Raw genomic sequence first — 13,071 nt, 5'->3', positions numbered from 1 at the left:
TATTAATTATGGGTTATTGGTTATGGGTTAAGAAATAGGAATTAATGATCGAACAGATCACGAATAACGAATAACAAATAACGAATAACTTTTAAAGTTTAAATTATTAAATTTACGGTTAAAAATGAGTAAAACACCATTACCAACTAAGGAAAGTTTAGATCAACAGTGGTTTGTGATAGATGCGGCGGATCAGCGTTTGGGACGTTTAGCTTCTGAAATTGCCATGATTTTAAGAGGAAAACGCAAACCCACTTATACTCCCCACATGGATACGGGGGATTTTGTGATTGTAATTAATGCGGAAAAAGTTGCAGTAACAGGCAAAAAATCAGAACAAAAAGTTTACCGCCGTCATTCTGGTAGACCAGGCGGAATGAAAGAGGAAACTTTTGATAAATTACAACAACGTATTCCCGAAAGAATTATTGAAAAAGCGGTTAAAGGGATGCTTCCTAAAAATAGTTTAGGCAGACAACTTTTCACCAAATTAAAAGTTTATGCGGGGGATAATCATCCTCATCAAGCTCAAAAACCTACTATTTTCAATCTTAATACTATACCTGGAGGTAATTAATGTCAGCTAATACAGATAAAGTTGTTTATTGGGGAACTGGTCGCCGTAAGTCTTCGATCGCAAGAGTGCGTCTAGTTCCGGGGACTGGTGAAATTGTGGTCAATGGTAAGTCTGGCAGTGATTATTTTAATCGTATTCCCACTTACATCAGCAATGTTAAAGCTCCTTTAGAGACTTTAGGCTTAGAAAATGAGTATAATATTTTAGTTAATGCTCATGGTGGCGGTTTAACTGGTCAGTCTGATGCGGTTAAGTTAGGCGTGGCGCGTGCCTTATGCGAGTTAGATCCGGAAAATCGTAGCCCTTTAAAGAGTGAAGGCTATTTAACCCGTGATCCTCGTTCTAAGGAGCGTAAAAAATACGGTTTACACAAAGCTCGGAAAGCTCCTCAATATTCAAAACGATAATATTTATCATTATCGGTTATATTTCAAAAATAAGTACGGTTTTAAAATAACCGTACTTATTTCATTAATGATTAGACTTCTTGCAGAAGTCGGGGAAAAGGAGAAAGGGAAAAGGGAAAAGTTATAAAAATTAATGATAACGATTAAAGAATTGATTGTATTTTCTTTTTTTATTACTTTTGCAAGAGGTCTATTAAGCTATGAGTTATTTTCGCCCTAATACAACGATTAATAATCAACGCTATCAAATTATTAATAAGCTTGGTAGCGGTGGTTTTGGCATTAATTATTTAGCTAAAGATACACAAAATCATCGTCTTGTTTGTGTGAAAACTTTAAATCTCGATCGCCTTGAAGAAAATTATCAAACTACTAACGGCCATCTTGATGGTTTTGATAATTTTTTACAAGAATTACAGGAAAAATTTGTTAATGAAACAATTTTATTGGCAACTTTTGATCATCCAAATATAGTTAAAGTCTATCCTCAAATGTTCAAAGAAAATGATCTTTGGTGTATGACTATGGAATATATTGAGGGTAAAAATTTGGCTCAATGTTTAACTAATAATGGTATTTTTAGTGAAAAATCTGCTTTAAAAATTATTCAACAAATTGGCGAAGCTTTAAAATATGTTCATAGTAAAAATTATCTTCATTTAGATATTAAACCCCATAATATTATCTTAAGAGAAAGTGATAATCAAGCTATTTTAATTGATTTTGGTTTAGCAAGGGAATATGATTTAGAAAGGTCAATGGTAATGACTTTTAAAGGTACTCAATTTTATGCTTCACCTGAACAAGCAGACGGCAAAAAAGCTAAATTTACTCCCGCTTCTGATATATTTTCTCTAGCTTTAACTTTGTCAACTTTATTAACTATTAATGAGCCTCCAATTATACCTCGTTTAATACCTCCAAAAGAGATTAATCCTAATATTAGCGATCAGGTAAATAATGCTATTATCAAAGGGATTGAATTAGAACAAAATGATCGCCCCCAGTCTATAGATCAATGGTTTGAAATGTTAGGAATTAATCCCAATCCCCCCCTTGCCTTTGGGAAAGGGGGGCTGGGGGGTGAGGCAAATCAACCCATTAAATTAATTTCAAGTAAAGGTATAGACTACCGTAAATTAGATCAATTATTAGCAGAAAATAAATTGCGAGAAGCAGATCAAGAAACAAACAATAAAATATTAGAAGTAATCGAAAAAAATTGGAGTAAAATTACTACAGATGATTTTAAAAACTTTTCTAAGGAAGATTTGCAAATAATGGATCAACTTTGGGTAAAATATTCTCAAGGTCTATTTGGCTTCTCGGTACAGAAACAGATATATATTAATTGCGGAGGCACTCCCGGAGAATATGACTGGGAAGCTTATAAACGATTCGCACAAAAAGTTGGCTGGAAAAGAGGAGATAAATGGTTGTACTACTCTAATCTAACCTTTAATAGAAATGAACCACTCGGAAACCTCCCATGTTTTGGGTGGGATGGAGGTTATTGGAGTTGGAAGGTGATTAGGGAGGGGGGGTTTTTACTCTTTTCTCTTGTCTAATATATAACATATAAAGGTTTTAGAGGGAAATAAATATTTTTGATCAATGATTTTAGTAACAGGCTAGAAGCCTGTTTCACAGGGGAATTTATCTTTTTAATTACTTGTTTAATAACCTATTAATTATCAATTTAAAAAAGTAAAATCTAAACACAATTGTGGCACAGGCATCTTGCCTGTGACTGTTTTTTTTATTAATTCTTAATTGCTTATTATTGAAATTTAATAACAGGCTAGAAGCCTGTTCCACAGTAATTTATATTTAATTAAAATTCTTCCCATAAAAAAGGATAATCTTCAGGAGTTTGTGCTAAATTAGCTTTAACAGGATTTTCTCTAATATAATTCCAAGTATTAAGAAACTCTTGATCATTTCTCATAATTCGATCATGTCTTTCATCTTGCCAAACTATACCAATATGCTTCATAACTTTAGGAATTTGTTTAGAACTAAAACTTTTAACACTATGTAAAATATTACTTAAAGACCAATATTCATGATCATTTTTTGGTAAAGGTTGCACTAACCAATGAACATGATCCGGCATAATTACAATAGCAAAAGTATGATATCTAACTTGATTTTTGTGTTGACTTTGATCAAAAAATAAACAACAATTTAAAACGGTTTCTCTAGCAACAGGAGTTAATTCTAACTTTTCCCAAGTATTAAAAGTAATAAAATAAACTGATCCTGCTAACTCCCAATGAGGAAGACATCTTTGTTTAATTTGTAAAGATTCTGACTTCATAAAAAGATTGTAAAATTGTAAAATAATTATTTATTTTATAATAAAATTATCTCAAAAGTGGAACAGGCTTCTAGCCTGTTACTCAAAATTAAATTAATTGATCAATCAAAATTAAATTAATTGATCAATCAAAATTAAATTAATTGATCAATCAAAATTAAATTAATTGATCAATCAAAATTAAATTATACCATTTACAAAAAGTAAGTTCAGGGTTAGTATAGGAATAGATTAACAGGAGCAATAGTATGTCAGGAATATCAAAAATAGAAGTAATTGAATCAGCAGATACACTAAAAAATCTCATGAAACAACAAAAAACAGCTTTGAATTTTGCCAAAGTTCAAGCTTTATATCTTTGGAAAATTCAAGTGGCTGAAACGATCAGATACTTAGCGGTAATGATGGGACGTAGTGATAGAACAATTTACGAATGGTTTCACTTATATAAGACGGAAGGATTAGAGGCATTATTACAAGAACATAATAAAACAGGAAGACCAAAAAAACTAGAGCTAGAAACAGTTGCTCTAGTCAAAAAAGAATTAAGTGAGCCTCAAGGATTTAACAGTTACCAAGAAATAAAAATATGGTTATTTACTTGTCAAGATATTGAGATAAGTTATACCACAATACATCAATTAGTGAGATACGAATTAGGGGCAAAATTAAAAGTACCACGTCCTTATCATGAGTATCAAAATGAAGGGGTAATATCCGTATTTAAAGAGTATTTACCCATAAGATTAAAAGGCATAATAGCTCAAATAAAAGAGAAATGGGGCGATACTAAAAATATTTGTTACTGGTGTCAAGATGAAACTAGATTAGGTTTTAGAACAGAATTAGGAAGGAAAATAACTTTAAAAGGAGTCAAACCAGAACAAGAATTACAATGGCATTATGACTATTATTATCTTTATGGATTAATCGAAGTAGAAAATGGCAAAAGTTTTTTCTATGAACTATCTCATTTTAATAGTGAATACTTTGGTAAATATTTAACAGAATTTAGTAAAGAATATCCCGATGAGATTCATATAATACAGTTAGATAATGCACCTTGTCATAGAGCAAAAAAGTTAGAAGTACCTGAGAATATAATTTTGTTATTTCAACCACCTTATTGTCCAGAAGTAAATCCGATTGAAAGACTGTGGTTATATATCAAACAACAGTTAAAAAATATCTGGTTTAAGAACTTAGATGATGTCAAAAATAAAGTAGCTAATATCTTAAATAATTTACAAGAAGATTTTATCCTGTCTTTAGCAGGTTGGGATTATATTGTGAATGCTTTATCTGTGTAGCTACTTTTTGTAAATGGTATTAATTGATCAATCACAGGCAAGATGCCTGTTCCACATTTAAGCAAGGAATAAAATCATGAAATCAGAAGTAATTTTAACAGTAATAGAAGGAAAATTAACAGGTCAAAAATTTATTTTTGATGAAAGAAATACCTGTATTATGGGCAGAAATAAAGACTGTTATCCCCAATTACCTGATAATATTTTACTTACTACTAATAACCTCAATTGTCAAGTCAAAATTGCAGATTTTGGTTTATCAAAAGCTTTTGATTTAGCAGGTTTTAGTGGTTTATCTGTTACTAATGGAACAATGGGAACACCCGTATTTATGCCCCGTCAACAGGTCATAGATTTTAAATATGCAAAACCTGACGCCGATCTGTGGAGTTTGATGGCTATTTTCTATTATTTAATTACCGGAAAATATGTGAGAAAATTTACTAAAGGCGATAGTTTTTATGATATATTAAGAAATGATCCCATTCCCATACTTAAACAAAATCCAAATCTACCTCAAAAGTTAGCAGAATTAATTGATTTAGGATTAAGAGAAAAACCGGAAATTTATTTTAAAAATGCTCAAGATTTAAAACAAGCTTTATTAAATATAAAAAAATTAATTAATTAAAAATATTTAAACTTTCAAAACAAAAAATCTATGGTAACAATTATCTATTCTGATGAATTTTTAAAACATGACACAGGTACTTTTCATCCTGAAAAACCCGCCCGTTTAACTGCTATTGTCAATGCTTTAAAATCAGTTTCTTTTGCTGATCAATTAACATGGAAATTACCTACTTCTCTTAATAAAAATGATCCCCTTCCTTTAATCAGAAAAATTCATACTCAAAGCATGATCGATCGCATCGAAAAAACTGCTAAAAAGGGAGGCGGTTATTTAGATATGGATACACCCATAAGCTCAGAAAGCTACGAAATAGCCTTATTAGCCGTCAATGCTTGGTTAGATGGTATTGATACAGTTTTGGAGACTCATAATCCTGCTTTTGTGTTGGCACGCCCCCCCGGCCATCATGCTACTAAAACAACCTCTATGGGCTTTTGTCTCTTTTCTAATGCGGCAATTGCGGCTAATTATGCCCTAACTAAACCGAATATAAACAGAGTAGCAATTTTAGATTGGGACGTACATCACGGTAATGGAACTCAGAATATTATTGAAGATAATCCTAATATTATCTATTGTTCTCTCCATCAATATCCAGCTTATCCGGGAACGGGGAGAGATTCTGACACGGGGGGAAAATACAATAATGTGTTAAATTTACCCATGATCGCCAAGAGTAATATTATTACTTATAAACCCATTTTTGAGCGTAAAGTTTTGCCATTTTTAAGGGAATTTAAGCCCGATTTATTAATAGTTAGTGCGGGGTATGACGCTAATGAAAATGATCCTTTAGCTGATGTTTATTTACACCCTGAAGACTACGGAATTTTTACAGAATTAATATTACCAATTACCCCTAATATTTTATTTGGTTTAGAAGGTGGTTATGATCTTGAAGCCCTCGCCCAATCAGTTGTTGAAACTATTAAACCATGTTTATCTAATTAATTGATTCTTTGTCATTTGTTAAAAATTAATTATTATTAATTATTAATTAACGGTGCTTTGACAAAAAATTTGATGTTCCCTTATCATCCCCCTTAAAAAGAGGGATTTGTTGATTTAAAATTTAATCTCGACTCTGAAAATTTCCTTTACCTGTGAGGGTTGGGAGGGGAGGAGGGGGTATGTTTTCTAACATTAATCTTTTTGGGGGAAAAAGTTTTTCTGTTGTCATTTTTATTACTATATAAATAATCGGCACAACAAATAAACTTAAAAATGTCGCCACTAACATTCCTCCAAAAACTGCTGTTCCTAGTGATTTGCGACTTCCAGCCCCTGCACCTGTAGCAATCACAAGGGGAAAAATCCCGATTAAAGTTGAAATTGCGGTCATTAAAATTGGTCTTAATCTTTCTTTTGATGCCTGTATTACTGCCTTAACAATTGGTAATCCTTCCGCCCTTAATTGGTTAGCAAATTCTACAATTAAAATTGAATTTTTACTAGCTAATCCGATTAACATAACTAAGCCAATTTGACAGTAAACATCATTAGGAAATCCCCTTAACATTTGCGCTAATAATGCCCCTAAAATTGCTAAGGGAACTGCTAACATAATGATTAAAGGATCAATATAATTTTCATATTGTGCCGCTAAAACTAAGAACACAAATAATAATCCTAAACTGAATATTATCAGGGCTAAATTTCCCGCGCTAATTTCTTCTAAAGAAATACCTGTCCATTCATAACTAAAGCCGGCCGGAAAGATTTTTTGAGCTAAATTTTCCACAATTTTGATCCCCTCTCCCGAACTCACCCCTGGGGCGGTTGATCCCGTAATTTCGATCGCGCGGAATAGGTTATAATGGTCAATACTTTGCGCTCCCGTTGTAGTCGTGACAGTGACTAAATTAGATAAAGGGATCATCTCATTACTAGCCGATCGCACATAAAGCGCATCTAAATCTTGAGGATTCGATCGAAACTGTTGATCCGCCTGTAAATAGACACGATAGGAGCGTTGTTGCATGGTGAAATCATTGATATATTCACCCCCTAAAGCGGTTTGTAAGGTTTTAAACACATCATCTAATTTTACTCCTAATAATTTTGCCCGTTCTCGATTAATTTGTACCAATAATTGGGGACTATTAGCGGAGAACTGGGTAAATACCCTCTGTAAATTAGGGTTTTGATTGGCGGCCGCTAAAAATTGTCCCATTGTGGCCACCATCGAATCAAGATCCGTATTAGCACGGCGATCTTGCAATTTAAAACTAATACCGCCAAAAGACCCTAAACCCTGAATAGAAGGGGGATTGATGGGAATAATTCTCGCTTCTGGGATCATGGCAAATTTACCAAATAATTGCCCCGTAATGGCTTTCACACTTTGATCGGGGCGACTGCGTTCATGCCAAGGTTTTAAGGGTGTAAAAATAATCCCTTGGTTGGGAGTCGAACCCCCAAAAGCAAAACCGCCGATCGCAAATGTGCCTAGCACTTCGGGCATTTTAAGAATTTCCGTTTCAACTTTACTGATCACCTCACTGGTATATTGAATCGAAACCCCTTCCGGCGCTTGAACAATGGTGATAAAATAACCCTGATCTTCTTCGGGTAAAAAGGCCGTTGGTACTTTCACATAAAACCAACCCGTTAAGGCGATTAATACCACAAAACAGCCGATTACCACCATTTTAAAATGGGTTAAAAACTTTAAACTTTTTTCATAGTTAAGATTAACCCAATCGAGAAAACGGTTAAAAGTGTTGAAAATAGGCTCTAACCATGCGGGGGGATGTTGTCCTTTACGCAACATTAAACCACATAAAGAAGGGGTTAAAGTTAAAGCCAAAAAAGTAGAAATAGCGATCGAAAAAGCGATTGTGAGGGCAAACTGACGATATAATGCGCCCGTTGTACCCGGAAAGAAAGCCACAGGCACAAACACCGCCATTAACACTAAAGAGGTGGCGATCACCGCCCCAAATAGCTGTTTCATGGAAACACTGGCGGCCTCATGGGCTTCCATGTTTTTATCTTGGATATAGCGGTGTATTTGTTCCACTACTACGATCGCATCATCCACCACCATGCCCGTAGCTAAAGTTAAACCGAATAAAGTTAGAGTATTAATAGAAAAATTAAAGACTTTAACAAAGGCAAATGTACCAATTAAAGCGAGGGGAATGGTTAAAGAAGGGATTAAAGTAGTACGCCAATCTTGTAAAAAAGCGAGAATAATTAAAACTACTAGGCCAATGGAGACAAAAAGGGTAATAATTACCTCTTTTAAAGACTCCCGAATAAAAGCCGTGGTATCAAAAGCTAATCTTACTTGAAGGCCGGGGGGAAATTCCTTTGATAATGTGACCATTTCCGCTTTCACCCTTGCGGCCACTTGTAACGCATTAGAGCCGGGTAACTGATAAACCGCCATCCCAACCGCATCCACACCCCGAAACCTCACAAAAGAACCGTAGTCTTGTGAGCCTAATTCAACCCTACCCACATCTTTAAAACGGATAATTCCGCCCTGTTCATCGCTTTTGAGGATTAAATTTTCAAATTCTTCAGGGCTGGTTAATTGACTAACGGCGCGTAGATCTAACTGAAATTCTTGCCCCTCGATCGCAGGTTCAGAGCCAATTTTACCCGCCCCTACCTGAATATTTTGTTCCCTTAAGGCTTGGGAAACATCGGCGGGAGTTAGGCCACGACTAGCTAAACGGGTGGGATCAAGCCATAAACGCATGGCATAACGTCTTTCGCCCAAAATGCGCACACTGCCCACCCCTTCCACTCTTTTTAAAGCGTCTACTAAATAGCGATCAGCATAATTACTTAAAAATAAGTTATCATACTCCTTATTTTCGCTAAATAAACCGAAACCCATTAGAATATTAGTAGATTGTTTACTAACGGAAACTCCGGCTCTTTGGACAATTTCAGGTAATTGAGACTCAACGATCGAGACTTGATTTTGCACATCAACGGCCGCTAAATCTTTATTACGGGAAGCGTCAAAAGTGGCGGTAATACTGCTAGTGCCATCGTTACTGCTACTCGAAGAAAGATATTTTAAACCTTCAACCCCGTTAATTTGTCTTTCTAAAATATTAGTAACGGCATTTTCCACCACTTGAGCATCAGCACCACTATAACGTGCCGTCACTTGGATCTGAGTGGGGCTAATATCAGGAAAACGATCTACAGGGAGATTAAAAATACTAATTATGCCAATTAAAAGAATAATTAAAGCACAAACACTCGAAAAAACGGGTCTTTTAATAAAAAAATCAACCATAAGAGAAAAAATTTAAGATTGAACAATTTTAATTAAGAAAAAGGCAAAATTAATAATAATAATTGCGTTAAACTTTTAGAGAAAAGTGAGGTAAAAATCCTTGAGGGCAAACAATTTTAACTATAAAAAACTAGCCAAATTATTTAATGTTCTTTGATTTTCTTCGGGCGTTCCGATGGTAATTCTTAAACCTCCTCCCGTATGACGAATTAATGTTCCTTTTAATTTTAATTTTTCTACTAAGTTTTGATGTTTTTCCTGTGATTTTTCAGGTTCACAATTTAAACGGGCATAGATAAAATTACCGTTGCTTTTCCATACTTTTAACGCTGGAAAATTGCCTAACTCTTGATAAATTTTAGCCCTTTCTTCAAGAATATTATTAATAATTGGTAAAATTAAATCTCGATTTTTTATTGCTAATAAAGCGGCGGTTTGTGAGAAGCTAGGAAGGTTATAAGGTAAACGGATTTTCTCTAAGGCGTTAATTATTTCTTCTGAGGCGATGGCATAGCCTACCCGATGTGCCGCTAAACGAAAAGCTTTAGAAAAAGTGCGTAAAATAATCCAGTTTGGATAATTATTTAATTCTCCTGCTAAAGTAGTTTGACTAAATTCAAAATAGGCCTCATCTATTACTACTAAAATATCTTGACTAATACTTTTTAACCAATTAATTTCTTCAGAGTTTAAACTATTAGCAGTAGGGGAGTTAGGATGTAAAACAAAAATTACTTTAATTGGTGGATTTTGGGTACTATTAATAATAGTATTAGCTTGATCTATCTTCATGGAAAAATCAATTTCATTTCTGCCAATATGATAGGTTTTAATCCCTAAAGTTTGAGCTAATATTTCATACATTGAGAAAGTAGGATCGGCCACTAAAATTGATCCGGATCCCCCCACACAAGTGGCAATTAATAATGATCTAATTAATTCATCTGATCCATTACCAATGGAGATATTTTTACTATTAAAAATATCCCCTAAAATTGATTCATTTACATATTGAGAAATAGCCTCTTTTAATTCGTGATGACTACCATCAGGATAACGATTTGTTGAAATTTCTTTTTGATAAATTTCAGTTAATTTTTCTTTAATTTCTAGGGGGAGATCGTAGGGGCTTTCATTGGTATCAAGTTGATCTACTTTAACTGTAATTGCACCTCCCGGATGGGGAGTATAAGCTTTTAATTGATTAATTTCTGGGCGAATAAAATTTAACATTTTTGACATATTTTACTTAATTTAAGGCTGAAAAAATAAGATTAAGACAGTTAACTTTACTTAACTAATACTATTAGCATCGAACTTAATTTCGATGCTAATTTAAAGAGTTCAATTAATTGAACTAAAATTTTGTTTGATTGATTATTGATCAATTAACAATTGATCAAATTAATCCTCAACTAAATATGTATAACTTCTCATACTTTGGGTATAATTTTGTAATAAAAGTTGGGATTCTTCAATCGTAATATGATTATTTTGTAAGGCTTTTTCCGTACGTCTACGGATTGTTTCAATTAAATCATCTACATTATATTGAACATAGGTTAATACATCTTTAATTGTATCACCTTGAACTAAAGAAGTAATTTCATATCCCTGTTGATCCATCGTAATGTGAACTACATTAGTATCACCAAAAAGATTATGCAAACTACCTAAATTTTCTTGATATGCACCCACTAAAAATAGCCCTAAATAATAAGGTTTAATTTCATAATAATCAATCAAATAATTGGGATTTTTTTTGCCAGTTTCTAATTCTTCAACTGAATGTAATTCTAATAAGTTTTTCACCCCCATAATGTTAATAAAACGATCAATTTTGCCATCACTATCACAAGTTAAATCGGCTAAAATTCCCAATTGATCTGGTTTTTCATTTAAGCGGTGAATGGGCATAATGGGAAATAATTGTTCGATCGCCCATGAGTCACAAACAGAGCGAAAAACTGAAAAATTAACATAATAAATAGAAGCTAATTTATTTTCTAATTCTAATAAATCATCAGGTAAATAATCATTTTGACGAATTGTTTGTAATATTTTTTGACAACAAGCCCAATATAAATCTTCAGCTTTTGCCCTTTCTTCTAATGATAAATAACCTAATTCAAACAAACTAAATGCTTCCTCTTTTAATTGAATTGCATCATTATAAGATTCTTGACAGTTTTTAATATTAATTGCTTGATAGGTTTCCCAAAAATTAACTAAAGTTGAATGGAAATTTTCTGTCATCGGATCGGGAATTTTGTTACTGATCTCGCTGGTAGTTAAAACATTAAAAATAAGCACTGATTGATGTGATATAACTGCTCTCCCGCTTTCACTCATTAAAATTGGGACGGGAATATTTCTTTTTTTACAGGTTTCTTGAACTCCTGAAACTACATCATTAGCATAGTTTTGCATATTGTAATTTTTTGAGCCATAAAACTTACTTTTTGAGCCATCATAATCAACGGCTAAACCGCCTCCCACGTCTAAATATTTCATATTTGCCCCCAATCTTACCAATTCTCCATAGACTTGAGATGCTTCACGAATGGCATCTTTAATCACACTAATTGAGGAAATTTGTGAGCCAATATGAAAATGTAAAAGTTGTAAACAATCTAATAAATTTAAAGCTTTTAATTCTTTAACAACTGTTAAAATTTCAGGAATTGTTAAGCCAAATTTAGCTCGATCTCCTGTGGAAGTTTCCCATCTTCCAGCGGATTTTTTACTTAATTTAACCCTAACTCCAACTGTTGGTTTAATCTCTAATTCTTCTATTACTTCTAAAATTAAATATAGTTCTTCTAATTGCTCAATTACAATAATAGTTTTTTGCCCAATTCGATTAGCTAAAAGGGCGGCTTTAACATATTCTTTATCTTTATAACCATTACAAATTAAAAGAGGTTCATTTTCTTGATTAAATAAATCAGGTTCTAACATCGCTAAAGCAATCATTAATTCAGGCTTTGATCCTGCCTCTAAACCAAAATTATAGGGTTTTCCATACTTAACTAAAGCTTCCACTAAATGACGATGTTGATTACATTTAACAGGGTAAACTCCCTGATATTGACCCGGATATTCGTAGCGGGAAATAGCATCATAAAAACAAGAATTTAAACGCTTAATTCTATCTTCTAAAATATCTAAAAAACGAATCAATAAAGGGGGATTAATATTGCGTTTTTTTAAAGATTCTACCAATTCAAATAGATCTAATTTGTTTTTAATTTCTGGCTTAGGAGCTACGCTAACATGACCATTTTCATTAATAGAAAAATAAGGTTCTCCCCACTGTTGAATTTGATAGAGTTCTTGACTATCTTCAATTGTCCAAGTTTCTGATGTTACTTGTGTTAAAGATTTATTTTGCTCTTGATTCATTGTTTTTTTTTGATAATTAAGATTTTCTTGTTTATTATTCTCAAGATTGAGAGTAGCCGAACTCGATGTTATTTCCATTAATTAATAACCTCATCTAACAGATTAATTAATATAAAAAATAGTTAAATTATGATTTTCAACAATTGACAATTAATTA

The 13,071-nt window shown here is 33.1% G+C and carries 10 protein-coding genes; 6 read left to right on the top strand and 4 right to left on the bottom strand.

What is annotated here, in order from left to right; genetic code table 11:
• Window positions 1-124: 124 nt before the first annotated feature.
• The 3 genes from rplM (at window position 125) to Anndu_RS00520 (ending at window position 2,552) form a co-directional block, all read left to right on the top strand.
• Window positions 125-577: a 50S ribosomal protein L13 gene (gene rplM / locus Anndu_RS00530; RefSeq protein WP_464102499.1), complete on the top strand. Its 453-nt coding sequence runs from the start codon at window positions 125-127 to the stop codon at window positions 575-577.
• Complete coding sequence (rpsI, locus tag Anndu_RS00525; protein ID WP_464102498.1) at window positions 577-984, top strand: 30S ribosomal protein S9; 408 nt, start codon at window positions 577-579, stop codon at window positions 982-984. Before rplM ends, rpsI begins: the two co-directional genes overlap by 1 nt.
• Before the next feature lie 200 nt (window positions 985-1,184).
• Window positions 1,185-2,552: a protein kinase domain-containing protein gene (locus tag Anndu_RS00520; RefSeq protein ID WP_464102497.1), complete on the top strand. Its 1,368-nt coding sequence runs from the start codon at window positions 1,185-1,187 to the stop codon at window positions 2,550-2,552.
• A 266-nt stretch (window positions 2,553-2,818) separates the two neighbouring features.
• On the opposite strand, the gene Anndu_RS00515 is transcribed toward Anndu_RS00520, so the two are convergent.
• Window positions 2,819-3,304 carry an REP-associated tyrosine transposase gene (locus Anndu_RS00515; protein WP_464102496.1) on the bottom strand — a complete coding sequence of 162 codons (486 nt, stop codon included), beginning with the start codon at window positions 3,302-3,304 and terminating at the stop codon, window positions 2,819-2,821.
• A 248-nt stretch (window positions 3,305-3,552) separates the two neighbouring features.
• Between Anndu_RS00515 and Anndu_RS00510 the strand changes: the two genes are divergently transcribed.
• From Anndu_RS00510 to Anndu_RS00500, 3 genes are all read left to right on the top strand, one after another.
• A complete protein-coding gene (locus Anndu_RS00510; RefSeq protein WP_464102495.1) occupies window positions 3,553-4,614 on the top strand; it encodes an IS630 family transposase in 1,062 nt (353 codons plus the stop codon).
• 76 nt (window positions 4,615-4,690) lie between these two features.
• Complete coding sequence (locus Anndu_RS00505; protein ID WP_464102494.1) at window positions 4,691-5,245, top strand: protein kinase domain-containing protein; 555 nt, start codon at window positions 4,691-4,693, stop codon at window positions 5,243-5,245.
• A 30-nt stretch (window positions 5,246-5,275) separates the two neighbouring features.
• Window positions 5,276-6,199: a histone deacetylase family protein gene (locus Anndu_RS00500; protein ID WP_464102493.1), complete on the top strand. Its 924-nt coding sequence runs from the start codon at window positions 5,276-5,278 to the stop codon at window positions 6,197-6,199.
• 121 nt (window positions 6,200-6,320) lie between these two features.
• On the opposite strand, the gene Anndu_RS00495 is transcribed toward Anndu_RS00500, so the two are convergent.
• From Anndu_RS00495 to speA, 3 genes are all read right to left on the bottom strand, one after another.
• The gene (locus Anndu_RS00495) at window positions 6,321-9,509 is read right to left on the bottom strand and encodes an efflux RND transporter permease subunit (protein WP_464102492.1); all 3,189 of its coding nucleotides are present in this window, start codon (window positions 9,507-9,509) and stop codon (window positions 6,321-6,323) included.
• A 120-nt stretch (window positions 9,510-9,629) separates the two neighbouring features.
• Window positions 9,630-10,742, bottom strand: coding sequence for a histidinol-phosphate transaminase (locus Anndu_RS00490; protein ID WP_464102491.1), 1,113 nt, complete (start codon window positions 10,740-10,742; stop codon window positions 9,630-9,632).
• Window positions 10,743-10,913: 171 nt separating this feature from the next.
• On the bottom strand, window positions 10,914-12,914 hold the full coding sequence (speA, locus tag Anndu_RS00485; RefSeq protein ID WP_464104012.1) for a biosynthetic arginine decarboxylase: 2,001 nt from the start codon (window positions 12,912-12,914) through the stop codon (window positions 10,914-10,916).
• Between the last annotated feature and the right edge of the window lie 157 nt (window positions 12,915-13,071).

The organism is Annamia dubia NIES-4383 (assembly GCF_055394725.1).
This window is presented reverse-complemented; position numbering and strand designations above follow the sequence as displayed.

Bases quoted from the DNA above. Each gene is read 5' to 3' on its own strand.
- rplM (WP_464102499.1), top strand. From the start codon at position 125: ATGAGTAAAACACCATTACCAACTAAGGAAAGTTTAGATCAACAGTGG.
- rpsI (WP_464102498.1), top strand. From the start codon at position 577: ATGTCAGCTAATACAGATAAAGTTGTTTATTGGGGAACTGGTCGCCGT.
- Anndu_RS00520 (WP_464102497.1), top strand. From the start codon at position 1,185: ATGAGTTATTTTCGCCCTAATACAACGATTAATAATCAACGCTATCAA.
- Anndu_RS00515 (WP_464102496.1), bottom strand. From the start codon at position 3,304: ATGAAGTCAGAATCTTTACAAATTAAACAAAGATGTCTTCCTCATTGG.
- Anndu_RS00510 (WP_464102495.1), top strand. From the start codon at position 3,553: ATGTCAGGAATATCAAAAATAGAAGTAATTGAATCAGCAGATACACTA.
- Anndu_RS00505 (WP_464102494.1), top strand. From the start codon at position 4,691: ATGAAATCAGAAGTAATTTTAACAGTAATAGAAGGAAAATTAACAGGT.
- Anndu_RS00500 (WP_464102493.1), top strand. From the start codon at position 5,276: ATGGTAACAATTATCTATTCTGATGAATTTTTAAAACATGACACAGGT.
- Anndu_RS00495 (WP_464102492.1), bottom strand. From the start codon at position 9,509: ATGGTTGATTTTTTTATTAAAAGACCCGTTTTTTCGAGTGTTTGTGCT.
- Anndu_RS00490 (WP_464102491.1), bottom strand. From the start codon at position 10,742: ATGTTAAATTTTATTCGCCCAGAAATTAATCAATTAAAAGCTTATACT.
- speA (WP_464104012.1), bottom strand. From the start codon at position 12,914: ATGAATCAAGAGCAAAATAAATCTTTAACACAAGTAACATCAGAAACT.